Source organism: Leucothrix pacifica, assembly GCF_003172875.1.
GTDB classification, from domain to species: Bacteria; Pseudomonadota; Gammaproteobacteria; order Thiotrichales; family Thiotrichaceae; genus Leucothrix; species Leucothrix pacifica.
Window position 1 is genome coordinate 22,037 of sequence record NZ_QGKM01000015.1, and the last position, 25,305, is coordinate 47,341.

The window sequence follows — 25,305 nt, forward strand, 5'->3', positions numbered from 1 at the left end:
GCACTGTTGTTATGAGTGAAATAATGGATCAAATTGATGTGCCAGAGGATGAGTTAGTTGCCGAATTGGTAGACTTTCCTTATATGTTCGCCAAGCGCAATGGCGTCGTACTGGATCAGGATGAAACAGGTGAGCAAGTTGCCTATTTTCGTTCTAAACTCACTCCTTCTGTTGCCAATGAGGTGTGTCGTTTCCTCGGTCAGAAGATTTCTTTTAAGCCTCTGGAGAACGAAGCATTTGACTCATTGTTAGCACGTCACTACGATCGTAGTGGTGATGGCGCCCGTGCGATGATGGACGACTTGGGCGATGAGTTCGATTTGCATGATATTGCAGACTCTATGCCTGAGCCAGAGGATCTTTTAGAAGCTGAAGATGATGCGCCCATCATCCGCTTAATCAATGCTTTGTTAAGTCAGGCGATTAAAGAGGGCGCTTCAGATATTCACGTTGAGACCTACGAAAACCGTATGTTGGTCCGAATGCGTGTTGATGGCACGTTAAGAGAAGTGTTGGAGCCGCCTAAGGCGATGGCTCCATTGATTATTTCCCGTCTCAAAGTAATGGCAAAGCTGGATATCGCTGAAAAGCGCGTCCCTCAGGACGGACGGATCTCGCTAAAGCTTGCAGGTCGTCCGGTAGATGTGCGTGTATCCACACTCCCATCGGGTTATAACGAACGCATTGTATTGCGTTTATTAGATAAACAAGCGGGGCGTCTGAATCTTAAGCACCTCGGCATGGATCAGGAGACCGAGGCCAGGCTCAAAGTCCTGATACAAAAGCCACATGGAATTATTCTTGTTACCGGACCTACCGGTTCTGGTAAGACAACCACACTGTATGCCTCATTGACGGATCTCAATGAGACTAGCCGTAATATTTTAACGGTTGAAGATCCAATCGAATATTACTTGGATGGTATTGGCCAGACTCAGGTCAACAGCAAGGTCGATATGAGTTTTGCCAGAGGCTTGCGTGCCATTCTCCGTCAGGACCCTGATGTAGTGATGGTGGGTGAAATCCGTGATGTTGAAACTGCTGAAATTGCGGTTCAGGCATCATTGACAGGTCATTTAGTCTTTTCAACATTGCATACCAATACAGCGGTTGGTGCGGTGACACGTCTAAGGGACATGGGGGTTGAGCCTTATCTGTTATCGTCAAGTTTGATTGGTGTCATTGCTCAGCGACTGGTTCGCTTGTTGTGTGACGAGTGCAAAATTCCTTACTTACCCAGTGAGCAGGAGTCTGAGATTTTGGGTCTTGAACCGGGTCACAGTCATTCTATCTATCGTGGCGGTGGCTGTCCTGCGTGTGGTCAGTCCGGATATGTCGGTCGAAACGGTATCTATGAGCTGATTGAAATCGATGACGCTGTTCGTAATCTGATTCATTCAGGCTCAAGCGAAGTTGCAATGGAGCGAGAGGCTCGTAAGAAATCACCTAGTATCAGACAAGATGGGGCGCGACTCGTATTAGCTGGGAAGACCTCTTTGGAAGAAGTGCTCAGAGTCACTCGTGAGGAGTTACAGGACTAAATGCCTGCATTTGAATATAAGGCTCTAAACGCAAAAGGGCAGGAAGAAACCGGTATTCTTGAGGCTGATACGCCTAAGCAAATTCGTCAGGTACTGAGAGAAGGGAGTTTAACGCCTCTAAGTGTTGAGCGTGTCGAGAAACGAGAAAGTGGTACTGACAGCTTAAAGACTCGCAGAGCAGGTACTGTAAAGCCTTCTGATCTCGCGCTAGTGACACGACAGCTGGCTACGTTAGTTTCATCCGGTTCTCCGCTTGAAGAAGCACTGGCAATGACTGCTAAACAAAGCGAGCGCCGCAGCCTGCGTCATGTGATGTCTACGGTTAGGTCCCGTGTTATGGAAGGGCATAGTCTGGCCTCAGGTTTGGCAACATTTCCTTCTGTCTTCTCAAGTATGTACGTTGCAACGGTTGCTGCCGGTGAGCAGTCGGGGCATTTGGATGCAGTGTTAGATCGGCTGGCGGATTACACGGAATCGCGTCAGGAAATTCAGCAAAAAATGAGTTCCGCATTGGTCTATCCAGTGATTCTGGTTGTGGTATCCATTGCGATTGTCGCAGGGCTGTTGGTGTTCATTGTTCCAAAAATTGTTCGTGTTTTTGAAAGTATGAACAAAGATATCCCTCCATTGACTCAATTTATGATCAATGCCAGTGACTTCCTGAGTGCCTATGGGCTCTATCTGCTTGTCGGGGTTATCCTTGCTTTCTTCTTGTTCAGGCAGTTGCTCAAAATCGATACGTGGAAATTTCGTTGGCATAAATTATTACTCAAACTTCCGCTGATAAAAAAGCTTGTCAGAAGTGCCAATACCGGTCGGTTTGCCAGAACGCTCAGTATTTTGGCATCCAGTGGTGTGCCTATTCTCGATGCAATGTCAATTTCATCCAAGGTTGTTGAAAACTTACCGATGCGCAAAGCAGTGGAAGACGCTGCCATTAAGGTGCGCGAGGGTACGCCGATTCATAAAGCCCTAGAGCAGTCAGGTTACTTCCCGCCTATGACCGTTTACCTGATCGCCAGTGGTGAAAAAAGTGGAAAGCTGGACGACATGCTGGAGCGTTCGGCAGTACAACAGGAACGAGAGACGGATACCTTGGTATCTTCCATGCTGAGCTTGTTTGAACCGATATTAATATTGGTGATGGGAGGCGTTGTATTGCTGATTGTCATGTCCATTATGCTACCTATTCTTAATATGAACGATCTTGGTCGTTAAGCACACTAAGTAGCTCATAAAACTAAATATTTTTTGCGGAGAAGATAAATGAAATCCTTTTTAACGGCTTTGTGCCTTGTTATTGCAGTGATGGGGGCAAGCGGGACTGCGTTAGCTAAAGACAGCGCAAGCTCTGCTAAGTCAGCACAGGTAGATAAATCTAAAGCCCTGGTGAATATTAATAAGGCAGACGAGAATACCCTGATTTACTATTTAAAAGGTATCGGAGAGGTCAAAGCTAAAGCTATCGTTGATTATCGTAAGGAGAACGGCTCTTTCAAAAGTGTCGATGACCTATTGAAAGTAACGGGTATCGGTCAGGCAACATTCACCGGTTTAAAGAAGAATGTATCCACGAGCCGTGGCGAAGTCACGGCGCCTAAAGTTGCATCAACAGGGTCGAAGAAAAGTACTGGCAGCAGTAGTACATCATCATCTAAGAAAACAACAGCTTCAAAGTCAACATCTGCTAGTGATTCTGTTTCTTCGAAAGAGACTAAATCCAAGTCTTCGTTGTTGTCCTCGTCTGACAGTAAACCAAAGTCATCGGCTTCGAAAGATAAAGACTCATCAGATAAAAAGTCTAAGTCTGTTGTTGAGAAGTCCGGTAAAACATCTTCGTCGGGAAAATCAAGTTCGAAAAAGACCGCGATAGACTGTAAAGACTCTGCTAATAAGAATAATAAGGCGTGTAAGTCTACCAGCAAGAAAAAAGCCACGACGTCTTCTAAGTCCAGTAAAAAGACCACATCAAGCAAGACCAAGTCGAAAGCGAAGTCGTCTAAATCAAAGCCAAAAACTAAGAAGAAAACCGAAAAGAAATAATAAATCGGTTTTAGTCGGAAAAATATGACTGACTAGCCAGATACGGTACGCTGCATCTGGCTTTTTTTTGCCTGACTGATTAAGCTACACTCAAGCATTCTCCAATTTAAAATAAGCAGATCATATTATGAAAATATTAGTAACGGGTGGTGCAGGCTACATTGGCTCACATACTTGTGTCGAATTGATTGAGTCAGGCTATACCCCAATTGTTTATGACAATCTGTCAAACAGCTCTACGGTCGCACTTGATCGCGTGAAAACTATCACCGGGCAAGATGTTACTTTTGTTGAAGGTGATATCCGTGATTCCGAGACTTTACAAGCAGTAATTAAGTCTCATGACATTGAAGCGGTCATTCATTTTGCTGGTTTGAAAGCCGTCGGTGAGTCTGTCGATAAGCCGATTAAATATTACGATAACAATGTGTCAGGCTCTGTGAAATTGCTGGAGGCTATGCAGGCTTGTAATGTTAAGAAGATCATCTTTAGTTCGTCGGCAACTGTGTATGGCGACCCTGCAACTGTGCCTATTCTGGAAAATTTTCCAATCAGTGCAACAAACCCCTATGGCCAATCTAAGTTGATGGTCGAAGAAATTATGCGTGATGTATACGCCTCTGATAATAGTTGGAATATCTCATTACTTCGCTACTTCAATCCGGTTGGTGCGCATGAGAGTGGTCTGATTGGTGAAGACCCCAGCGATATCCCTAATAACCTGATGCCTTATATTTCAGGTGTTGCAGTTGGTCGTTACGAAAAGCTTTCAGTATTTGGCAGTGATTATCCGACGCCGGACGGAACGGGTGTGCGTGACTACATCCACGTTGTTGATCTGGCTAAAGGCCATGTAAAAGCACTACAGGCTTTTTCTAATCCAGCCGTTGATGGTTTGTTTACGGTTAACTTGGGTACGGGTATTGGTTACTCTGTGTTGGACATGGTTAATGCTTTTGCGAGTGCTTCTTCTAAGGAAGTCGCATACCAAATTGTTGATCGCCGCCCGGGTGATGTAGCTTGTTGTTATGCTGACCCATCATTGGCTGACAAGTTACTGGGCTGGAAAGCAGAGAAAGATATTAAGGCGATGTGTGAGGATACTTGGCGTTGGCAAAGTAATAATCCAAATGGCTACCGCTAGTTAAAAGCAGACAAGGCCATAGCCCTAATCAGTAAGGGCTATGGCTGTTAGACCTGATAATAAATAAACGATAAAAACAAAAGAATAAACAGGAAAGTTTTTTATGAAAATATCTAACCTAGTGGTTTTGTCACTTGTGCTTGCTTTGGCTGGCTGTAGTGCAATTACTCAGAAAAAAGATAAAGATACAACCAATGCTGAAGACGTACGTGCAATACGTGCTCTCAATCAGGATTTTGCCACACGTCCGGGTATTAGCTCTGCCGATACTTTTGGTGTGCCTCAGGCTTCTCAATCAAGCGCTAATAGTCCGGCGGCGGCTTTTGCGGCGTTGTCTAATGTTCAAAGCACCATTATTAGCGAGCAGGACAAGCTAGATGTGACTGTCTTCAAGGTACCTGAATTATCTGCTACAGACCTCACGGTTGAAACGAATGGCGCTATCTCCTTGCCATTACTCGGTGGTGTCGTGGTGCGTGGTTTGAGTATTCCTCAGGCGGAGCAAAAGATTGCGGGTTTGTTAAGTCGTAATTACATGCAAGACCCAAAAGTAACGGTCACTCGCAAAGAGCAGGCGTTTAAGCGAGTTACTGTTGAAGGTGCTGTCAGAACACCGGGTGTATTCCCAATCACCGGGCGCATGACGTTCTTGCAAGCAATCGCGCTGGCACAAGGCCTAACAGACTTGGCTAATGATAAGAGTGTGGTTGTATTCAGAAACGGGCGTCAGTATGGCGTTAATCTTGATCTAATCAGAAACGGTAAGGCACCGGACCCAATCCTGCAAAATGATGATCGTATTGTTGTATTGAAATCGGATAATAAAGTACTTGAGCAAAAAGTTATTAACTACTTGCCTGCCTTGTTATCTCCATTCTCATTACTGCAGTAATCTGAAGTAGGGCATACTCGAGCTCACTCACATTATTCCTGAGTGAGCTCGATATTGTTTTATTCTACATTGATATGAATTTCATGACGTCTCAACATCGGAACAGTCCAGGGAGAGTCATAGATGACTGAGCGCGCAGCAGACCTTGGTTTTAAATCATTTTGATTAACCCATTGTGTCAGCATATCCGCTTTCTTGCTGATCATTCGTTCACTGCGGTATCCCATATAGCTTATAACTGCGACTTTCATTCTTGGTAACACCTTAAATGTGATGCCACTATCTGATGGTATTGGGAGTGTTTTTAGTGTGTATGACTCCGGCATAGCAACTGATGTTAGCCAAGTTCCATCCAAGTACTCTTCGTAATATGGCACAGTCAATTCTACCTTTGGTTTCTTTGATCCGGCACTCACGGTGATTGGTGGATTCACAGAAATTGTTTGACCAGCAAGATTACTACCTGAAACATAATCAGTAAGACGTTGGTAGCCTGCTCTAGTTGCCGCCATGTAACTGCCTTCCGAGGCAACTTGAGCGATAATTAAAGGCTCATACAAGCGAATCTCAAAATTCTCATCAACAGCAAGTGTTGAGTAAAGTGCCTCTTCACCAGTACGTTGTCCCAAGAAGCTGCAGCCCCCGACCAATACCGATGTCATTGCGACGATAAGTAAGTTCTTCATAATCATAAGGATGAGTAATCACTATAAATCTTGCGGTTGTTGTTGACGCTGATGGTAAATAACCAGCCCCTTTAAAAATTGTCTTAGTGTATGGTCATTGCACTCTCTAAAGTGTTTATGGCCATTTGCCCTGAAAAGCGCGCTGAGCTTGTGTCTGGAAAGCTTAATATCACCGAAGTCGAATATAGCGAGCATTTCATCTTCATAAAGCTCCAATGCTATTCTCAATTTTTTCAGGATCTTGTTGTTATCGATGTGCTCATCGGGTGCTACACCAGCACTCTCGCCACCACGTCGATACACAATTAAACCATTCAAAAAATGAGCAAAAACGGTATCAGGCAGTTCGTAGTCAGCTTTATCAGGATCTTTTTTGGAGAACTTACTGATGTCTTCAACCGAGCAGTCGTATTGACCAGCCTCAAAGATCTTCACAGTGCTTGTGTCATCAAGTTCAAGTGCGTATCGAATTCGACGAAACGCTTCATTGTTTTGCATAATCTATCCTGATAATTGTTCAGTTCCGGATGTTATCACATAACCACAAAATGCGACTGCACCGGATCAATAGATTTACAGTAAATTACAAACTATCGTTGAGATTATTATTTTCACATCGCGAGTCGATGCTATAGACTTACAGGCTTGTTAATGGGTTATGACAGGACGCCTTTTGGGACATTTAATTGCGATTATGTTAGGTGGTGCAATCGGTGCTGTGTCTCGTTACGGTGTGTCTCACTTTGTTTATGTATTAATGGGGCGAGGCTTTCCCTACGGCACATTAGTTGTTAATGTGCTGGGCTCATTTCTAATGGGATACCTTAGTGTGTATCTGTTGGCAAAAGTGAATCTTGATCCAGCCTTGCGTTTTGCAATTCTGGTCGGCTTTTTAGGCTCTTTCACGACCTTTTCAACCTTCTCAATGGATACGCTGTCATTGCTGGAGTCAGGCTTCATAGCCAAAGCGTTTACAAATATAGTCATTAGTGTGGGAGCCAGCCTGACAGCAGTCTGGCTCGGAGTCATTCTGGCTCGTGCAATGAAATTCTGAAATTACGGTTTAAAATAGATAATCATGTTAGATATCAAACAGCTAAGAAATAATATGGATGAAGTTGCGGCTCAGTTATTGCGTCGTGGTTTCAAGCTTGATGTGCAAGCATTTAATGAGTTAGAGGCTGAGCGTAAATCGATTCAGACTGAAACTCAGACACTGCAGAACGACCGGAATACACGCTCCAAGGCTATTGGTAAAGCACGTGCGAACGGTGAAGATATCCAACCGTTGCTGGATGAAGTGGCGAGCTTTGGTGATCAACTTAAGACTGCAGAGCAAAAGCTATCTGATATTCAGGCCAAGATTGATGGCATGGTAACAGCCATTCCTAACCTCCTGGATGAGTCTGTTCCAGCGGGTAAAGATGAGAGTGACAATGTTGAGGTTTCAACATGGGGGGAGCCTGCCGCGTTTGATTTTGAGCCTTTAGATCATGTAGCGCTAGGGGAGCGTCATCAATGGATGGACTTCGCTGCTGCCAGTAAGCTTACCGGTTCACGTTTCATGGTACTTCATCAGCAGATGGCTCGTCTGCACCGTGCGTTGATCCAGTTTATGTTGGATACGCATACGGCGGAGCATGGTTATCAGGAAGTGTATGTTCCGTATATTGTGAATCAAGACAGTTTGTTCGGGACAGGGCAGCTGCCAAAGTTTGCTGAGGATTTATTTAAACTTGAAGGTGATCAGAATTATTACCTTATCCCGACATCAGAAGTACCCGTTACGAATTTACTGCGTGACGAAATTATTGATGAGTCTCTGTTGCCTTTGCAATTCACCGCACATACGCCTTGTTTTCGCTCTGAAGCAGGATCTTATGGGCGAGACACTCGTGGCTTAATTCGCCAGCATCAATTTGAAAAAGTTGAGATGCTGCACTTCGTTAAGCCTGATGATTCATGGGATGCTTTGGAGCGTTTGCGGAGTCATGCAGAGGCGATTTTACAAAAGCTGGAGCTGCCTTATCGGGTAGTGACGCTATGTAGTGGTGATACCGGTTTCTCTGCTGCCAAAACTTATGATCTTGAAGTTTGGTTGCCGGGGCAGCAGGCTTACCGTGAAATTTCTTCATGCTCAAATACGCTCGATTTTCAGGCACGCAGAATGCAAGCGCGTTTCCGAAATGCTGAGACCGGAAAGCCGGAGTTATTGCACACCTTGAATGGTTCAGGATTAGCAGTTGGTCGCACCTTAGTGGCTGTTGTTGAGAACTACCAACAAGCCGATGGCAGTATCAAAATTCCAGAGGCCCTGAAGCCTTATATGGGTGGCCTTGAATTGATGAGTTAATCCCGTGAATGCTGCACAGTGAGTCGCTTCACTGTGCAGTATGCATGAAAGTAATACATAAAAATAATTATAAAACAAAGATTTACAGCGGTTTGAAAATGCCCATTGGTCGGATAAACACTGATGGTCGTTGAATAGTTTACAAGCAACGTTTATATTAATATCCATATAAAAATAATAGGAGAGGTTATTAAGATCCTCTCAATAGGATAGTCAAATGGTATCAAAACCACTGTATCGCACACAGCGTGGTTTCTCCCTGATGGAAGTGCTCGTTTCAGTCATCGTCTTATCAATAGGTTTGTTAGGATTAGGCGGATTGCAAATGACATCTCTGAAAGGCTCGAATAATGCTCATTTCAGAACAGTGGCCAGCCTTGCTGCCACGGATTTGGCAGACCGAATGCGTGCTAACCCCATAGCAGTTGCTGCTGCACATTATGAGTCAGCGTACGTTCTGGCGACTTGCAAGAATCCACCTGAAAAACTTTGTGAGTCGACAGTCTTATGTACACCAGAAGAGTTAGCTGACTACGACGTTTTTCGCGTAAATTGTGGTGTGTCGGATGATGGCTTCCAAACCGGTGGCGCTCAATATGACTTACCAGAAGCCTTTATGTCTGTGAGCTGCGCCAGTGCAACGTGTACTAGCGGAATCGAGCATACAATTGAAGTGCGTTGGAATGAAGCAGACGATAGTGATGCAGATAATAAAGTTCAGCAGCGTACCTACGAGTTAGATTTTGTCCCATAAATAATAACAATAACAGTCGGAGTTAGCTGCTATGCGTAAGCAGACGGGCATCCCTAAAATTGATGGTTTATCACTCATTGAACTCATGGTGACGATGGTTGTTGCGATGTTTCTGATGGGGGGTGTAATCAATGTTTACATTAGTACTAAGTCAAACGACAAAGTCAGAAATGAAATCAGTGAGATGGAAGATAATGGACGTACAGCATTGATGCTGATGCGAGGAATCATTAGTCATGCCGGTTATCAGTCAATCAATGACTTGCCTCTGGACGAGCCGTTCTATGCTGGGGCTGATGATATGGATAATCCTGATTGTCGTGGCGGTACTGATAAGCTGATTTCCTATAACCCCATATTGGATGAGAAGACACTCAACTCGGATGTTGCTAAGAGAGATACATTAGTCGCTGTACATATTGCCGACAGTCCCTTAGCAGCAGGTGGCACAACAGGGCTCTTGGTTGCGGATTGTCAGTCAGGGACGATACCTGCTGAATGTAGTTCTGATCCGGTAGATGGCCTTTACACTTCTGCGGACTCCAAAATTTACAACTACTTATATATCAACACTCCAGATGGTCGCCGGGCCCTGACTTGTATGGGGTCAAGAGGAGGTTCGCAGCCACTCGCAGAAAACATTGAAAACCTACAATTTCTTTATGGCGTGTCAATTGGCGATGATTTGGTTTATCGCAATGCCGAAGATGTTACCACCAACGGCGAGTGGAGCAGTGTCGTTACTGTGCAGGTGGGTATTCTTGTGAGATCAGAAAACGAAGTGCTTGATGAGGAGGAGTCCAAAGTATTCCTTCTGTTAGATGAAAAGATTACAACCCCCAAAGATCGAAGAATCTATAAAACTTATACCACTACCATTGTATTACCCAATCGCCTGGATCGTGAGTTTGAATCATGAAAATAAAAATATTAAAAAAACAATCAGGTATCACACTGATTACATCCCTCATTATGTTAATGGTGATGACCGTTATCGGCTTAACAGCCATTCGTTTATCGACCATCGATTTGGTGGTAGCGAAGAACTATCAGCATCAATTAACGGTATATCAAGCAGCTGAAACGGCCCTGAGAAGGGATGTAAATTTCTACCATTTGTATGAATGGATGCTCGACAATACAAAACATCCCGGTGAGACAGAGAATGAAGGTGTCGTGAGTGAGACCTTAGTTGTTGATCTTGAGAAAGACTATATCTGCAAAGGTCGTCAGAATCAGGCAACGAGTATCGGGCCTGACTCGCCATCGTGTAAATTGTTTATGTTTACTATTGATTCGCACTTAGAGGGAACCGGTGCAAAAGATCGTCATTACCAAGGTGCAGGAAAACAGGTGCCTAATGCTTCCAGAGGTAGCTATCTATAAAAGTACCGCTAAAGCAGTACCAGCAATAATAAAAAGTATAATTTGAGTGCCTGTTATGAAAATTAATAAATTCTATAAAACGTCCAGTGCTGCTTTATTAGCAGCCTCTTGTATCTTTGCGACGGCTGTTGCCGATGATACAGAAATCTTCTTTTCTGAAAACCTGAAAGACATCCGTCAAAACATCATGTTTATCATTGATGGTTCAGGCTCTATGGACATTAAAGTATCTGAAGGCGGAGATTCGCGTTTAGATGTCATGAAAAAAGCGTTGTCTACGGTACTAAAGAGTGCGCCGGATAATCTCAATGTTGGCCTGATGAATTATGGCGAGGACCCATACCGAATTCGTGGTCATGGTGTTAAGTTTCCTACAACGCCGATTAACGATAAAGCATTGCCCGTGGTGAGTGCAAAAATTCCTGTGGATGCCTGGGGTAATAAAGAATGGTGGTATAGCAGTATTCCTGAACCCGATGAGACTGTTACTGTTCGTGAATATTTATCTCAAATCACTGACTGGTACTGGAAGGATAACTGGTACTCTGAGGCATATGATGGTGCGACTCCTGTCGATATGCCAAGACAGGGCGCGACACCTATTGTTGATGCGATTTACGAAGCAGCGCTTTATTTCCGTGGTGATAGTGTCGGATTCGGTTTAGGTGATGCTGGTTACTGGAATCGTTGGGCAGCACATCCCTCAACCTATGAGGGTGGCATTGTTAAGTGGGATAACACGTCTTGTAGTACGACTTATGAGAAAACGGTAACACCTGCCATCGACTTTTCAAACAATGAATATCCTTGGCTAAAATGTAAAGGTAAAGAGCTTAACTATTGGGAAAGATGGTGGTATCTCTATAACGGTATCCCTATTCCCGATAGCACGCCAAGTTATGAAAATTGTCAGAAAACGGAGTCTTGTCAGACACTCAAATACAAAATTTGTGATGAAAAAGTAGCAGGGTACTGTTCTAATCCTCAGGTCACTGAGTTAGGCACAACCTGTCCTGACGGTGCTTGGGTCGATAGTTATTGTAAAAATGATAAGTACCACTACGAGTATGTCGAAAAGTGTAGCTATGATGTGTGTGAAGGTGACTACACACCTAAGTCAAATTATGTAAGCCCGATCTCACAGGAATGTCAAAATAATTATATTGTACTGCTATCAGATGGTAAGCCGGGTAACTATGACTCGCTTACACCTAATGAAACGTATTTAGGATTAAAGTCTGGTGCGTTACCAACGCTAACGAATAAAGCGGACTCATCAGATACCTTCAGTCATACAAGTTGTGACAGCAACCCATCGCCTAGTGGCTTCCGCCATGGAGTGTGTGGTCCTGAGTTGGCACGTTTCTTAGCTGATTCTGACAGTAGTGATCTTAAAGGCAAGCAAGGTATTCAGATGTACACAATTGGTTTCGGTTTAGGTGGTGAGCCTGAGTCTGAAGACTATCTGAAAAGCTTGGTTACAGCTGATAATCCTGAAACTGAAATAGTAGAAGGTTACTTCTCGGCAAGTGATGAGAAGCAGCTGTCAAGCGCCTTTAGCACTATTCTTAACGAAATCAGTTCTACGACAACGTCATTTGCTGCTCCTGGTTACAGTGTAAATACTAGTACCGGTTTGTCTAATGAGAAGGTGGTTTATATCCCCGTGTTTGATAAGCAGTTGACGCCGAGATGGAACGGTAATCTGAAGAAATTCAAACTGGATGATGATGGTAATGGTCTTCATGTCATCAAAGGAAAGAACAATAAAATTGCTGTATCTGAGTTAGGCGTGTTTGAAGAAGATGCGTTGGATCTTTGGTCTAATTCAACATCTGCAGACGGACGCGAGGTTAGCCGTGGTGGTGCAGCTTCCTTGATTGATCCGAATAACCGGTTGGCAGTGACAGACTTAGCCTGTTCTTCTTATCCTTGTGATTTGACGACAGATAGGAACCTCATCGTGCCAGAAAATGCTAAGGATTCAGGTGCTATTACGAATGCTGTACTGGGACTTCCTGATGCCACTGATGAGTCATTGCGACTAACACTCGTTAACTTTGCACGTGGACGTGTGTGGAACGATCGGACTGAGGTTTATGATCTGGAACCTCATATGGGCGATATGTTGCACACAGAACCCGTTGTTGTGACTTATGACAAGACTTATATGCAAGATAGTTTTGATGGTGATTCTAGTCCGGGTCAGGTTGTGTTTGCTGCCACTAACGAAGGTTATCTGCACGCGTTCAACTCTGTGACAGGAAAAGAACTGTTCGCCTATATGCCGTCAGATCTAATGAAAAATATCAATGTGCAATATGAGAATACTGACTCAGGCAATCACGCTTATGGCATCGATGGCTACATTACGACATGGTTCTTAGATAAAAATAAGGATGGCATTATTGACGCCAGTAGCGGAGATCGTGTGTATTTATACTTCGGCCTACGCCGTGGTGGCCGTGCTTATTATGCATTGGATGTTACCAATGTCTCTGCACCTAAGTTGATGTGGAAAATCTCTGGTAACTCCAGCCAGTTCAGTAATCTTGGTCAGAGCTGGTCAATGCCGTACTTAGCCAGAATTCGCACTAGCGATACCGAGATGAAAGAAGCGGTGATTTTCACTGGTGGATATGATGTTAATCAGGATGAAGAAGATCTTAGCAGCCGGAAGCCAACAGACAGTATGGGTAATGATCTGTTCATTGTAGATGCAATGACGGGTGACTACATTTGGTCTCTGCAGGGAGGCTCTCTGGGTGGGTCACCGGATATCAATGTGGACAATTTAACCCATAGTATTCCTGGTGGTGCCAGAATGCTGGACATGAATCGTGATGGTGCAATTGATCGTTTGTATTTTGCTGACACTGCCGGGCAGTTATGGCGATTAGAACTCCCAACGGGCCCTAGCTATGATCTGTCAGATTCAAAATTGATTTTGTTTGCTGAACTGGGTGATTCAGAAGGCACTGGCGTAAAAGATGCCCGTATGTTCTTTAATGAGCCGGATGTTGCCTTGTTGAAGAACGGAAAAGGTAATTGGCTGACGGTTTCAATTGGTAGTGGTTATCGTGCGCACCCTGCGAATGAGAATACTAGCGATAACTTCTATGTGTTGCTTGATAATGCGGTCAACGTGCCTCTTGAGAAAACACTTGATGGTGAGGATGACTTTAAGACGCTAAAAGCATCTGATCTGGTTAAACTCAGCTACAGTGATGGTGAAATCAATAAAGGCGAAATGAACGATAAAACGATTCTGAATATTGATGGTAAAGCGGGATGGTATTTAGCCTTGCCTGAAACTGGTGAGAAAGTATTGTCTAATAGTATCACCACAACAGGCTCGGTCATGTTCACAACATTGGTACCGGGTAGTGGAGCAGCCGCTGCAGTTGCTGACCCTTGTACCGCACCGGCGACTCAGGGACGTTTCTACTCTTTGAATTTACTGACAGGTGATGCCGGTAGTGACCTGAATAAAGACGGTATCATTACGGATTCTGACTTGTATGCCGTTGTTTCATCTAATGAAATCCCCGGTTCTCCACAACGTGTATTTAATGATCCGGTTTGTGAAGGTGAGGACTGTGAGCAGATGGTTGATATTCGTGTCGGTAAGAAGAGTTCTCCTGTGACCGATTACGATTCAGCCTTTCTGGAAAGTGTTTTTTGGACGAACCCTGCAAGTAATTAGTCAATTTGAATCAAGTGATGTGTTTTCTCAAGAAATGATCATATAGGGATTGCACATTGCTGATTCAGCGGGTAAGATTCACAACCTCTTTAGGCGCGTAGCTCAGTTGGTTAGAGCACCACCTTGACATGGTGGGGGTCGGTGGTTCGAATCCACTCGCGCCTACCAGTATTTATTACTGGTGCAAGATTTAGAAAGCCGGATATCAGATCCGGCTTTTTTGCGTCTGCGATTTATCTTTTCCCATCCTAAGTTTTCCTTTTTTACATCATCCGGTGAGGAGTCACCATCTCTCCTATCTAAGTTCACTTATTGTTTGCTAATAGTGTGAATGTTGCTATGCTTAAAGCAAACAAAAGGCAAACTAATAATGAAGTCACTACATTGGGACAGGATGATAGCCTTAGTGGATATGAATGCGTTTTTTGCATCGGTAGAACAGGGTGATCATCCGGAATGGCAGGCATTACCTGTCGCTATAACAAATGGGGTTGTTGGAAGCACGATCATTACCTGCTCATACGAGGCGCGGGCATGGGGTGTTAAAACAGGCATGCGGTTAAAGCAAGCTCGCCAGTTATGTCCGGGGCTAATACAAGCGCCTGCCAGACCTGAGCGATACGCAGAAGTATCTACCAATATTATGCACGCACTGACTGACATTACACCGGATATCGAAGTCTTTTCTGTAGATGAGGCTTTTTTAGATCTGACGGGTTGTCAAAATCTTTGGGACTCTGCTTTTGATGTTGGCATGATGATCAAAACCTGTGTCAATGAGGCATCCGGCGTACTCTGCTCTGTCGGTATCAGCGGTGACAAGACAACATCGAAGTACGCAGCCAAGCTTAGAAAGCCTGATGGCTTGACGGTCATTCCGCCTTGGGATGCTGAGAAAAAGTTGTCGGAGGTACCTGTAAAAGAGCTCTGTGGTATTAATCACGGTATTGGCAACTTTCTGGCGGAGCGTGGGGTGTTTGTGTGTGGCGATATGAAAAAAATTCCGGTGTCAGTATTGGGACAACGGTTTGGTAATCCGGGCCGGCGTATTTGGCTAATGGCTCAAGGTAAAGATCCTGAACCTCTGGCACTTAGTGTGCCTGAGCCCAAAAGCATCGGGCATGGAAAAGTGATTCCTCTTAACACGAAAGATAGAAAGACGGTTGAATTATTTTATCAACACATGAGTGAAAAAGTGGCGGCGCGTTTACGCAAACATCAGTTAAGTTCGCAACATTTTTATATTGCCCTATATACCGAGAAGGGATGGTTGAAAGATACTCTCAAAACAGCGATTGCTAGTTGTGATGGTGCCGAGATTTATGCGCTGTGTAAGACTTTTTTATCACGGTATTGGAAAAATGAAATCGGTTGTTTTCAGGTACAGGTCACTGCGACCAGACCGTTACCCGCAAAAGGGCAAATGGACTTCTTGATGCAAACGGATTCTAAAAAAGAAGCCGTTAATGCAGCAATGGATAAGATTAATCAGCGCTATGGTGAGTTTTGTATCGCGCCAGCACCTTTGCTGAATCGTTCATCCATGCCAAATGTGATTGCCCCAGCCTGGAAGCCGACAGGTCATCGACAAACCATTGAGAAGACCGGAGGGAGAGAATAATGTGCGGAGGTGTATTTTATGTACATGAAGGAGAAGAATATCGCTATTACTTCCCTAATCCCAGTGCAGTATTACCGGTAAAAACCAAATCAAATGTTGTTCTGATGCCATGGGGGAGACGTAAGGAGCAAGTAGGGAAACTGCCGGCAGGTGGTTGGGCCAGACTAGATTCTATCTATGCCGGACGATGGGAAAGATTTTTTCCTGTTTCTGTGAAGATTCCTGTGTCTCAGTTTATGGAGAAAGATATTGAAGGTGCTTCAAATTGGTTTGATATTACGAAAGGGAAATGGATTCAGGGCTTAGTGGCCAGAGAGGGGGCTGAGCAACGTGTTTATATTGTAACAGTCGTGCCGGAGATGCCTGAGGCAATTCATGATCGTTGGCCCAGAATCCTGTCCGGATAGCTGGCTAAGTGTCGGCCCTTTTTGAGTATCTAAGACATTGATTTTTAATCTTGCAAATGCAAAAATTAGAAACTTTAGGTTTTGTACACATTTCTTCCATTTAAGTGGTCACTGAAGAGGTAACAAAGCTTTATAGCCGACGCTTTGCTAGTCTGGCAAGGGGCATGAATTAGCAAGGCTTTAACAATAAAAACAAGCGGGAGTTATCATGAAAGGTATTATATTCACAGAGTTTCTGGAAATGGTTGAGGATAAATTTTCTCCGGAAGTAGCGGACAAAATTATTGAAGCTTCCAATCTGAGTAATGATGGTGCTTATACCTCTGTCGGGACTTATCATCACAGTGAGTTGATCGAGATGGTTGGCCACCTAAGTGAAGAATCAGATATTGATGTAGTACCTTTAGTGAAGGTATTTGGGGAGCATCTATTTGGGCGTTTCGTAGATCTTTATCCTGAGTTTTTTGAAGGCATAGACTCTTGTTTCGGCTTCCTCAACCTGATCGAAAACCATGTGCATGTTGAAGTACGTAAATTGTATCCTGACGCGGAATTGCCAACGTTTGCTACCGAACAGCCCGAGCCACAGAGACTCGAAATGACGTATGAATCTAAACGACCATTTGCTCCGGTAGCAGAGGGCTTGATTAAAGGGTGTATTGCACACTTTGGCGAAGATATTAGTGTACGCTCAGAGGATTTGTCAGATGGCGCGAATACTCATGTACGATTTATCATGGAAAAATCACCGGCCTAATCCGTGAGTGATGAAATAGATTTATACAAGCGACGACTAAAGAGAGAGCGGTCGGCGAGAAAGCAAGCGGAGAGTTTGCTGGAAAAGAAAAGCCGACAGCTTTACGAAGCAAACCTTGAGCTTAAGGGTTTGGCGGATTCGTTAGAAGAGCAAATCCTGGAGCGTACCAGTGAACTCGAAATCGCCCGGGATAACGCGCTAGCAGCAAATCGTTCGAAGACGACTTTTCTCAGCACAATGAGTCATGAGATCCGAACGCCAATGAATGGCATCATTGGTATGTCTCATTTGTTGTTGGATACCAAGCTGACACCTGAGCAGCAGCGGCAAGCGTCGATTATTCGGTCTTCATCAGAGTCATTACTCAGAATCATCAATGATATTTTGGACTTATCCAAGCTTGAGGCGGGTAAGTTTGAGATACACGATGAGCCGTTCAATCTCAATGACTTGCTGGATGATATCTTTGGCTCGATGGCGATCACTGCCGCGAATAAAGGGTTAGAGTTGTTATGTCAGACCGATAAGGATGTGCCGCGCCTTTTAGTTGGTGACCCGTTACGTTTAAGACAAATACTTATCAACCTGCTGGGTAATGCGCTGAAATTTACTGACAGTGGCTATGTTGAGTTACGTGTCAGTAAACTGGCACAGCTTGATCAGTCGATTAATATTCGTTTTGAAATTAATGATACCGGTGATGGTATCGATGAAGAGTCTCAAAAAACACTTTTCACCCCATTCTCGCAAGGCAAATACGAGCGCACCAATCCGCAGGGGACAGGTTTAGGCTTGTCGATCTGTCGACGATTGGCGGATCTGATGGAAGGGCAAGTAGGCGTCCGAAGTGTGGTGAAGGAAGGTAGTTCTTTCTGGATAGAAATTCCGTTTAAACCGCAAGAAACTGATTTGTGTAATAAGTCGTTGGGCGGCACCTATTTGTTGTATCAGGCAAAAGACGTCGTTGTTCCTATTATGACACGCCAATTTGAAGCATTGGGTAGTCGGTTAGAAGCCACCTCTAGCCTGCGGGAGTTGATCCAACGCCATAAGAGTGATTCGGCGTCGGAAGTAACACGGTTTGTGGTCGATGTTGAAAACCTGACGCAGCCTGATAAGAGTGAATTGGCAGATTATTTGAGTAATAACGATTATTCGGAAAATTGGTTATTTATCAGGAGTATTAACGAGGCGCACTCTACATTGACTGAGCAGATGCAGCGATATACTAAAGATAGTATTACCAAGCCTATTACTCAGTTGAAATTTAGAGAGGGCCTGGACGCTGGCGGAAGTCGCTCGCCAGCTGCTGATATCACAGATACGGATGTTGCGGCTGAGCCGTGGTACAAAAAACTAAAGTCGTCTCCCAAAGTGTTGTTGGTGGAAGATAATAAAGTTAACCAAATGGTTGCAATGGCCTTATTGAAAAAGCGCGGCCTTGATATTACGGTGGCTAACGACGGCCTTGAGGGGGTAGATAAAGGCTCTAACAGTCACTTTGATTTGATACTCATGGACATACAGATGCCCAAAATGGGGGGTATCGAAGCAATGCAGCTTCTGAAAAAGCATTATGATGAAATGAGTAAACCCAATACGCCTATTGTTGCTCTGACGGCGAATGCGATGGAAGGTGCTGCGGAAGAGTACTTCAGGGAAGGTATGGATGACTACCTGACCAAGCCCATTAATCTGGATAGTTTAGATCGGGTGTTGAAGCGTTTCTTATTGGTAAAGGCACAGGGTGTAGAGTAAGCCTGTTGAAGTAGGTCAGTTACAGTTTAGCTCGCACTAAGTACTTGTAAGTATATAACCACGAACCAGCAGAAGGGTAACGCTGGTTCGTAGCCTCTGTTTAAATCAATTTCAAATCGCTGGTTAGTCAATATAACCAAGGGTTATTTTGAGCATACGACGCACAGGCTCTGCTGCTCCCCACAATAACTGATCACCTACCGTAAAGGCGGTTAAGTATTCAGGGCCAATATTCATTTTTCGAATACGACCAACAGGAATAGTGAGCGTGCCTGAGGTTTTCATCGGTGTCAGGTCTTGCAGTGTTGATTCCTTATCATTCGGAACGACTTTCACCCACTCATTGTGCCTGGCGATAATCGATTCGATTTCTTCAATTGCTAAATCTTGCTTTAACTTGATCGTGAAAGCCTGAGAGTGACAACGCATGGAGCCGATCCGCACACATTGGCCGTCAACCGGAATACTGTTGTCGTCTGTGTTGCCCAGAATTTTGTTGGTTTCAACCAGTCCTTTCCATTCTTCTTTGGTCTGACCTTTGTCGACTGCTTTGTCGATCCATGGAATCAGACTACCGGCTAATGGAACCCCCCAGTTCTGTTTGCTCAAATCATCCGAATTCATTTTGGCAGTGACTTTGCTGTCGATGTCTAAAATCGCTGAATAAGGATCTGCTAATAGCTCGCTGACTTCAGTTTCAAGTTCGCCCATTTGAGTTAACAGCTCGCGCATATTCTTTGCACCGGCACCACTAGCGGCTTGATAAGTCATTGAGCTGACCCATTCGATCAAGTCTTTTTCGAATAGACCACCCAGCGCCAGCATCATCAAAGAAACCGTGCAGTTACCACCGATGTAGTTTTTGATACCATTTTGTAGTCCGGCATTAATGACGTCACGGTTAACAGGGTCCAGTACGATAATACTGTCTTCAGCCATGCGTAAGCTTGAGGCTGCGTCAATCCAATAACCATCCCAGCGGGCACGAAGTTTTTCATAAACCGTTGTGGTGTAGTCACCACCTTGGCAAGACAGGATAATATCCATCTCAGCAAGTTTATCGATGTTCATTGCGTCTTCTAACGGTTTGGTGCCGGTACCGATATCCGGGCCTGGTTTACCTGCTTGAGAGGTGGTGAAAAAAACGGGTTCAAAACCATTAAAGTCATTTTCAGCGCGCATGCGCTCCATTAATACTGAACCAACCATGCCGCGCCATCCGACGAAACCAACCTTGCGCATTATAAACTCCTAAAAATGCTGCACTTGCTAAACAAATAATTGTATCACCCCCCGTCATTTTGTTCATCGCTAAATCGTGAGACTGATGATTTAACGAAAATGACTAACCATTACTCAATACCAAATGCCATTGGAGGTAGAGTGAAAGTTGAAGTCACTGCACGAAAAAGCCAATTGCATGATAAAGTCCGCTCCATGAATCAAATTGTTTTAACAACGCTGAATGCTCGTTATATCCACGCCGCGTTTGGCTTGAGGTATATATTTGCCAACTTAGCTGAGCTGCAGGCGCAGACGGTGGTCAGAGAGTTTACTATCCACGAAACGGCACTGAATATCGCTGAAAAAATACTAGCGGAACAACCTAAAATTGTTGGGATTAGTGTGTACATCTGGAATGTGAGTGAGGTCACCGAACTGGTTGGTGTGCTGAAGCAAATCTCGCCGGAGCTTGTCATTGTATTGGGTGGTCCTGAAGTGAGTCACCCACCGGATTTACCCGCTGTGTGCGAGCTAGCTGACTATGTAGTGACCGGTGCAGGGGAAAAAAGCTTTTATGATTTATGCACGCAGCTACTTCAGAGACAAACGCCTTTAAATAGGATGATTGAAGGTGTATCAGTGCCGCTGCCGCAACTAGCGTCGCCATATCAATATTATGATGCCGAAGATATTCAAAATCGTATTTGTTATGTCGAAGCTTCAAGAGGCTGTCCGTTTAAATGTGAGTTTTGTTTGTCTGCGCTGGATAAAACAGCCAAGCCGTTTGAGTTGGGTGCGTTTCTGGATGAGATGGATAATCTCTATCAAAAAGGTGCGAGAAACTTTAAGTTTATTGATCGCACCTTTAACTTGAAAGTGAAAACCTCCGTTGCAATTCTGGAGTTCTTTTTAGCGCGAATGGATGATGAGTTATATCTGCATTTTGAGGTAATCCCGGACAATTTGCCTGATGACCTGAAAGAAGTTTTAAAGCGCTTTCCGGATAACCGATTACAGTTTGAAATAGGGGTGCAGACGTTCGATCCTGAGATTCAGGAGTTAATTAGCCGCCGTCAGGATAACCAAAAGACGATTGAAAATCTGCGTTGGCTAAGAGAACACACTGGCGCGCATCTGCATACGGATCTGATTTTTGGCCTTCCAGGAGATACGTTAGAAAATTTTGCGGAAAGTTTTGATCAGCTGGTAGCGCTGAATCCTCAGGAAATTCAGCTGGGCATACTTAAAAGGCTTCGTGGCGCACCGATAAACCGTCATACCGATGAGTATCAATTGCGCTATAATCCAGTGCCTCCTTACAACATATTAAGCACACGGGATATTAGCTTTTCGGATATGCAGCGCGTCAACCGGTTTGCGCGTTATTGGGATATGATTGGTAATTCCGGACGCTTCAAAATAACGCTCCCCACTATATTGGGCGATCGACCATTTGAGCGCTTTCTTACACTCTCGGATGCCTTGTTTAATGCCTCTGGCAGTACCTGGAAAATTGCATTAAAAAGATTATTTGAATTGGTATATGAGGTGATGGTGGGGACGTTGCTGGTTGACTCTGAGCAAAGCCAGACAGTACTTCGGGAGGATTTTCTTCGAAGTGAGTTGAAAGGTCGACTGGCGTTTGAAGAAACGAAACCCCTTACCAAGCAGAAAGTGGGTAAGGGGATCGCTAATAAACGACAAAAAATGCATCAGTAGCAATGCATAAATAATCTGACTAGAGAATGTTACACAGAGATGCAGAGGTATTTTGTTTCTACGTACTCTTCAATGCCCATATGAGATCCTTCACGACCAAGTCCGGACGCTTTAATACCACCAAACGGGGCGACTTCTGTTGAGATTAATCCTGTATTGATGCCGACCATTCCGTAGTCGAGTGCTTCAGCGACTTGCCATACACGTGAAATATCACGGGCGTAAAAGTATGAAGCCAGACCAAACTCAGTGTCATTTGCCTGTTCAATAACATCTTCAACACTGTCAAAACGGAATAAAGGCGCTAATGGCCCAAAGGTTTCCTCGCGCGCTACCGTCATACTTTGGTCAACATTGGTAACAACCGTTGGCTGGTAGAATGTACCGCCCAGCGAATGGGACTCACCACCTGTAATGATCTTTGCACCTTTAGAGATAGCGTCCTGAAGATGGTTTTCTACTTTCTCAACAGCTGCCTGACTGATCAATGGACCTGTTGTGGTTCCTTCATCCATACCGTTGCCGACATTAAGTTTTTCAACGGCTGCAGCCAGCTTCTGCGAGAATTCCTCGTAAACACCATCCTGCACATAAATACGATTAGCACAGACACAGGTTTGGCCGTTATTGCGATATTTTGAAATCATTGCGCCATCAACGGCAGCGTCGATATCAGCATCGTCAAAGACAATGAAAGGGGCATTTCCACCGAGCTCTAAAGACAGTTTCTTTACCGTAGGTGCGCATTGCTCCATCAACTTAATTCCAACAGCTGTTGAGCCGGTGAATGATAATTTTCTTACAATGGGGCTGCCAGTCAGAACGCCGCCAATAGCAACAGCATCACCCGTTACAATATTGAGTACACCTGCCGGTATTCCGGCACGCTCCGCCAGCTCTGCCAATGCAAATGCTGAATAAGGTGTCTCTGCCGCAGGTTTGATTACCATCGTGCAACCAGCCGCTAGTGCTGCGCCTGCTTTGCGTGTGATCATCGCTGCCGGAAAGTTCCACGGTGTAATGGCTGCTGTAACCCCTATGGGTTGTTTGATAACGACGATGCGTTTATCTTGCATGTGGCCAGGGATTGTGTCGCCATAAATACGCTTGGCTTCTTCACCAAACCACTCGATAAATGAGGCTGCATAAGCGACTTCACCTTTGGCCTCCGCTAAGGGTTTACCTTGCTCAAGGGTCATTATCTTCGCGAGGTCATCTTGATTCTCCATCATCAAATCAAACCATTTGCGTAATTTAACCGCGCGTTCTTTAGCGGTGAGAGCACGCCACGCTGGCAGAGCAGTATTAGCAGCATCAATAGCCGCTTGTGTTTCATCTGCCCCCATATCCGGCGTTGAGCCTAATGTTTCACCAGTCGCCGGGTTTGTGACTTCAATAATGGCCGCATTATTTGCATCTAACCATTGTCCATTGATGTAGCATTGTTGGCGTAATAGGGTTGGATCCTGTAATTGCATAACGTGCTCCTGTGAAAAATGCAATTGAACGAGTAGTGAAAGGCATATGCTTTCAGTCGTTTATTAAAACACAAAATTACTAATATATTAGAGGATATGTCATTTTGTGATGACAGGCAACGTAGCGAACGGGTATAGATCTGAGTCGCTCATAGACTAAGCGAGAGGAAATTGTTGTTAGTTAAAAAAATGCCGAATGTAAAAACATCCGGCATAGGCTGGTAAACACTCAGTGAGTATTACTCGATAGCCGATAGATATTCAGAAATCGCTTCGATTTCTTCATCAGTAAGTGTTGCCACCATGGCTTTCATCGCAGCGGTTAATCCACCCGCTCTGGTGCCGTCTTTAATCATCTTGATTTGGGCGGCAGTGTATTCTTTACTCTGGCCATTTACCTTGGGGTACAAAGGCATGATTGGCTCTTTGCCTTCAGTACCATGGCACGTCATACAAAGCTTTTCTGTGTAAAGTTTTTCACCATCTGCAGCAAATACTGACTGGCTACTGACTGCAGCTGACATGATTAAGCCAAGTATTGCAGTTTTAACTATGTATCCGGATTTCATTAATTGTTACCTCTCCACATAAAAGATGATCGGACTTATTTAACATCCGAATAACTATCATCGTAGCATGCCCCGACTGAGTCAATACCGCTAAGGTAATGATTTGTTCAGGGCATGGATAAGAATAGTGATGGCTATGAGTGTATTAATTGATCCATATCAAAGCACAATCGGATTTACTCCGTATCCAGCGCTTCATTGTAGAGGTCCAGTACTTGTGACGCATAGCGTTGCGATAGCGTGAGGTAGCTAACTCCGTCGGTTGTGTTGCCGTTATTCAGTGGTGCCGAATCAAATACGATCGCAGTAGCGCCAATGGCTTGAACCTTAGAGATTAAATCTTGTAAGCGTACTTTGTATTCCTCTTGAGTAACGTCCTGATAATAGTCATTGATACTGCTGTTAATCCATACATATTTTGGTGTTTCTGATGGTACATCTGTGTCAAAGCGATCGAGTAAATCACACAATGTATTACCACCAATTCCTTTATTGACGATAGTGGCTTGTGGGTATCTTAGTGAAATACGCTCTTCAAAGCCTGGTAAGCTGAACCAGCTATCACCCAGTAATACGTGTGTGGCTCCAGCCTCAATGCTGGATGCAGTAGATCTGTAGGCATAGTCAGCAAATGCGTTAAAGCCTACGAGGTTGGGGTGAGTGGGTTCGTCATAGAAGTTCCACAACTTTTGACCACTGGTAATGCCTGATACTACTGGTGTTCTCTCATCGAGTGTTAATAAGTTACCGTCTATGCTGCTAATGATGGCTGCGTAGTAATCAAAGTTAACAGCGTGGTAGGTGATCAACTGGCCTGGTACCAGCGATACACTTGAATCCACTTCAAGAACCAGGTCACCGGCAGCTGCGTCGGTAGTTAATGTCAGAGGTAATAAGCCACCGGTTTCACCAGTAACGTGTGGTTGTCCCGCCAATAATCCGTAATGTGTTCCGACACGAATGAAGGGCTCAATCGGATTTGCAGTAGCTTCACAATCAGCTATAACAGGTGTGCCCTCTCCGTCATCTACTTCATCATCTTTTTTGTCATCATCGCTTGGGGTAGGAATGATAATGGTGGGTGCATGTGAATGCTTTTTGTTATCGCTATCGTCATCATTGTCATGATGACAGGCGGCTAAAGTAAACATGCTGGCGATTATCAGCCCTAACATGAATAGTCTATTCATTTCTAAGTCCTTTTGAATTGTTATGTCCTTATGACATCATCTCAATTTTTTTGGCAGGTATGACTTGGATCTCGGTT

22 protein-coding genes and 1 tRNA gene are annotated in these 25,305 nt (G+C 44.4%); 17 read left to right on the forward strand and 6 right to left on the reverse strand.

From position 1 onward, the window contains the following. Positions 1-23 precede the first annotated feature (23 nt). From gspE to DKW60_RS07645, 5 genes are all read left to right on the forward strand, one after another. Positions 24-1,541: a type II secretion system ATPase GspE gene (gspE, locus tag DKW60_RS07625; RefSeq protein WP_245929624.1), complete on the forward strand. Its 1,518-nt coding sequence runs from the start codon at positions 24-26 to the stop codon at positions 1,539-1,541. Continuing rightward, the gene (gene gspF / locus DKW60_RS07630) at positions 1,542-2,759 is read left to right on the forward strand and encodes a type II secretion system inner membrane protein GspF (protein WP_109837066.1); all 1,218 of its coding nucleotides are present in this window, start codon (positions 1,542-1,544) and stop codon (positions 2,757-2,759) included. Positions 2,760-2,807: 48 nt separating this feature from the next. Further along, positions 2,808-3,584 (forward strand): ComEA family DNA-binding protein, encoded by a 777-nt coding sequence (locus tag DKW60_RS07635; protein WP_109837067.1) that lies wholly within the window; start codon positions 2,808-2,810, stop codon positions 3,582-3,584. A 127-nt stretch (positions 3,585-3,711) separates the two neighbouring features. After that, positions 3,712-4,728 (forward strand): UDP-glucose 4-epimerase GalE, encoded by a 1,017-nt coding sequence (gene galE, locus DKW60_RS07640; RefSeq protein ID WP_109837068.1) that lies wholly within the window; start codon positions 3,712-3,714, stop codon positions 4,726-4,728. 103 nt (positions 4,729-4,831) lie between these two features. Continuing rightward, entirely contained in the window at positions 4,832-5,620 is a 789-nt protein-coding gene (locus DKW60_RS07645; RefSeq protein WP_109837069.1) for a polysaccharide biosynthesis/export family protein, read from the forward strand. A gap of 59 nt (positions 5,621-5,679) precedes the next feature. Here the strand turns inward: DKW60_RS07645 and DKW60_RS07650 are convergent, their stop codons facing one another. Beyond that, on the reverse strand, positions 5,680-6,306 hold the full coding sequence (locus DKW60_RS07650; RefSeq protein WP_181389620.1) for an SOUL family heme-binding protein: 627 nt from the start codon (positions 6,304-6,306) through the stop codon (positions 5,680-5,682). Between the two features lie 21 nt (positions 6,307-6,327). Beyond that, entirely contained in the window at positions 6,328-6,804 is a 477-nt protein-coding gene (locus tag DKW60_RS07655) for a YehS family protein (RefSeq protein ID WP_109837071.1), read from the reverse strand. Positions 6,805-6,979: 175 nt separating this feature from the next. On the opposite strand from DKW60_RS07655, the gene crcB reads away from it, so the two are divergent. The 11 genes from crcB to DKW60_RS07710 all read left to right on the forward strand — a co-directional run bounded on the left by crcB (position 6,980) and on the right by DKW60_RS07710 (position 19,048). Continuing rightward, positions 6,980-7,360, forward strand: a complete 381-nt coding sequence (gene crcB, locus DKW60_RS07660) for a fluoride efflux transporter CrcB (RefSeq protein ID WP_219988664.1) — start codon at positions 6,980-6,982, stop codon at positions 7,358-7,360. A gap of 24 nt (positions 7,361-7,384) precedes the next feature. Beyond that, complete coding sequence (serS, locus tag DKW60_RS07665; RefSeq protein ID WP_109837073.1) at positions 7,385-8,659, forward strand: serine--tRNA ligase; 1,275 nt, start codon at positions 7,385-7,387, stop codon at positions 8,657-8,659. A gap of 217 nt (positions 8,660-8,876) precedes the next feature. Then, positions 8,877-9,413 (forward strand): type IV pilus modification protein PilV, encoded by a 537-nt coding sequence (gene pilV / locus DKW60_RS07670; protein WP_109837074.1) that lies wholly within the window; start codon positions 8,877-8,879, stop codon positions 9,411-9,413. Between the two features lie 31 nt (positions 9,414-9,444). Continuing rightward, positions 9,445-10,332, forward strand: a complete 888-nt coding sequence (locus tag DKW60_RS07675; RefSeq protein ID WP_109837075.1) for a PilW family protein — start codon at positions 9,445-9,447, stop codon at positions 10,330-10,332. Beyond that, complete coding sequence (locus DKW60_RS07680; protein ID WP_109837076.1) at positions 10,329-10,799, forward strand: pilus assembly PilX family protein; 471 nt, start codon at positions 10,329-10,331, stop codon at positions 10,797-10,799. Before DKW60_RS07675 ends, DKW60_RS07680 begins: the two co-directional genes overlap by 4 nt. A gap of 55 nt (positions 10,800-10,854) precedes the next feature. Then, on the forward strand, positions 10,855-14,505 hold the full coding sequence (locus DKW60_RS07685) for a PilC/PilY family type IV pilus protein (RefSeq protein WP_109837077.1): 3,651 nt from the start codon (positions 10,855-10,857) through the stop codon (positions 14,503-14,505). A 91-nt stretch (positions 14,506-14,596) separates the two neighbouring features. After that, a tRNA-Val gene (locus tag DKW60_RS07690) sits at positions 14,597-14,673 on the forward strand. Between the two features lie 202 nt (positions 14,674-14,875). Further along, the gene (locus DKW60_RS07695) at positions 14,876-16,126 is read left to right on the forward strand and encodes a DNA polymerase Y family protein (protein WP_245929626.1); all 1,251 of its coding nucleotides are present in this window, start codon (positions 14,876-14,878) and stop codon (positions 16,124-16,126) included. Continuing rightward, entirely contained in the window at positions 16,126-16,533 is a 408-nt protein-coding gene (locus tag DKW60_RS07700) for a hypothetical protein (protein WP_109837078.1), read from the forward strand. Before DKW60_RS07695 ends, DKW60_RS07700 begins: the two co-directional genes overlap by 1 nt. Before the next feature lie 208 nt (positions 16,534-16,741). Beyond that, entirely contained in the window at positions 16,742-17,290 is a 549-nt protein-coding gene (locus tag DKW60_RS07705) for a heme NO-binding domain-containing protein (protein ID WP_109837079.1), read from the forward strand. 3 nt (positions 17,291-17,293) lie between these two features. After that, the gene (locus DKW60_RS07710) at positions 17,294-19,048 is read left to right on the forward strand and encodes an ATP-binding protein (protein WP_146203448.1); all 1,755 of its coding nucleotides are present in this window, start codon (positions 17,294-17,296) and stop codon (positions 19,046-19,048) included. 123 nt (positions 19,049-19,171) lie between these two features. On the opposite strand, the gene asd is transcribed toward DKW60_RS07710, so the two are convergent. Further along, positions 19,172-20,290 (reverse strand): aspartate-semialdehyde dehydrogenase, encoded by a 1,119-nt coding sequence (gene asd / locus DKW60_RS07715; protein WP_109837081.1) that lies wholly within the window; start codon positions 20,288-20,290, stop codon positions 19,172-19,174. 141 nt (positions 20,291-20,431) lie between these two features. Between asd and DKW60_RS07720 the strand changes: the two genes are divergently transcribed. Next, complete coding sequence (locus DKW60_RS07720; RefSeq protein WP_342767112.1) at positions 20,432-21,991, forward strand: B12-binding domain-containing radical SAM protein; 1,560 nt, start codon at positions 20,432-20,434, stop codon at positions 21,989-21,991. Between the two features lie 29 nt (positions 21,992-22,020). Here DKW60_RS07720 and gabD read toward each other — a convergent pair whose 3' ends face one another. The 3 genes from gabD to DKW60_RS07735 all read right to left on the reverse strand — a co-directional run bounded on the left by gabD (position 22,021) and on the right by DKW60_RS07735 (position 25,228). Continuing rightward, positions 22,021-23,469, reverse strand: a complete 1,449-nt coding sequence (gene gabD, locus DKW60_RS07725) for an NADP-dependent succinate-semialdehyde dehydrogenase (RefSeq protein WP_109837082.1) — start codon at positions 23,467-23,469, stop codon at positions 22,021-22,023. Positions 23,470-23,708: 239 nt separating this feature from the next. Beyond that, positions 23,709-24,038: a c-type cytochrome gene (locus DKW60_RS07730; RefSeq protein WP_109837083.1), complete on the reverse strand. Its 330-nt coding sequence runs from the start codon at positions 24,036-24,038 to the stop codon at positions 23,709-23,711. Between the two features lie 176 nt (positions 24,039-24,214). After that, positions 24,215-25,228, reverse strand: a complete 1,014-nt coding sequence (locus DKW60_RS07735; protein WP_109837084.1) for an SGNH/GDSL hydrolase family protein — start codon at positions 25,226-25,228, stop codon at positions 24,215-24,217. Positions 25,229-25,305 lie beyond the last annotated feature (77 nt).

Excerpts from the sequence above, each read along its gene's own strand:
- gspE (WP_245929624.1), top strand. The coding sequence starts at position 24 with ATGGATCAAATTGATGTGCCAGAGGATGAGTTAGTTGCCGAATTGGTA.
- gspF (WP_109837066.1), top strand. The coding sequence starts at position 1,542 with ATGCCTGCATTTGAATATAAGGCTCTAAACGCAAAAGGGCAGGAAGAA.
- DKW60_RS07635 (WP_109837067.1), top strand. The coding sequence starts at position 2,808 with ATGAAATCCTTTTTAACGGCTTTGTGCCTTGTTATTGCAGTGATGGGG.
- galE (WP_109837068.1), top strand. The coding sequence starts at position 3,712 with ATGAAAATATTAGTAACGGGTGGTGCAGGCTACATTGGCTCACATACT.
- DKW60_RS07645 (WP_109837069.1), top strand. The coding sequence starts at position 4,832 with ATGAAAATATCTAACCTAGTGGTTTTGTCACTTGTGCTTGCTTTGGCT.
- DKW60_RS07650 (WP_181389620.1), bottom strand. The coding sequence starts at position 6,306 with ATGAAGAACTTACTTATCGTCGCAATGACATCGGTATTGGTCGGGGGC.
- DKW60_RS07655 (WP_109837071.1), bottom strand. The coding sequence starts at position 6,804 with ATGCAAAACAATGAAGCGTTTCGTCGAATTCGATACGCACTTGAACTT.
- serS (WP_109837073.1), top strand. The coding sequence starts at position 7,385 with ATGTTAGATATCAAACAGCTAAGAAATAATATGGATGAAGTTGCGGCT.
- pilV (WP_109837074.1), top strand. The coding sequence starts at position 8,877 with ATGGTATCAAAACCACTGTATCGCACACAGCGTGGTTTCTCCCTGATG.
- DKW60_RS07675 (WP_109837075.1), top strand. The coding sequence starts at position 9,445 with ATGCGTAAGCAGACGGGCATCCCTAAAATTGATGGTTTATCACTCATT.
- DKW60_RS07680 (WP_109837076.1), top strand. The coding sequence starts at position 10,329 with ATGAAAATAAAAATATTAAAAAAACAATCAGGTATCACACTGATTACA.
- DKW60_RS07685 (WP_109837077.1), top strand. The coding sequence starts at position 10,855 with ATGAAAATTAATAAATTCTATAAAACGTCCAGTGCTGCTTTATTAGCA.
- DKW60_RS07695 (WP_245929626.1), top strand. The coding sequence starts at position 14,876 with ATGAAGTCACTACATTGGGACAGGATGATAGCCTTAGTGGATATGAAT.
- DKW60_RS07700 (WP_109837078.1), top strand. The coding sequence starts at position 16,126 with ATGTGCGGAGGTGTATTTTATGTACATGAAGGAGAAGAATATCGCTAT.
- DKW60_RS07705 (WP_109837079.1), top strand. The coding sequence starts at position 16,742 with ATGAAAGGTATTATATTCACAGAGTTTCTGGAAATGGTTGAGGATAAA.
- asd (WP_109837081.1), bottom strand. The coding sequence starts at position 20,290 with ATGCGCAAGGTTGGTTTCGTCGGATGGCGCGGCATGGTTGGTTCAGTA.
- gabD (WP_109837082.1), bottom strand. The coding sequence starts at position 23,469 with ATGCAATTACAGGATCCAACCCTATTACGCCAACAATGCTACATCAAT.
- DKW60_RS07730 (WP_109837083.1), bottom strand. The coding sequence starts at position 24,038 with ATGAAATCCGGATACATAGTTAAAACTGCAATACTTGGCTTAATCATG.
- DKW60_RS07735 (WP_109837084.1), bottom strand. The coding sequence starts at position 25,228 with ATGAATAGACTATTCATGTTAGGGCTGATAATCGCCAGCATGTTTACT.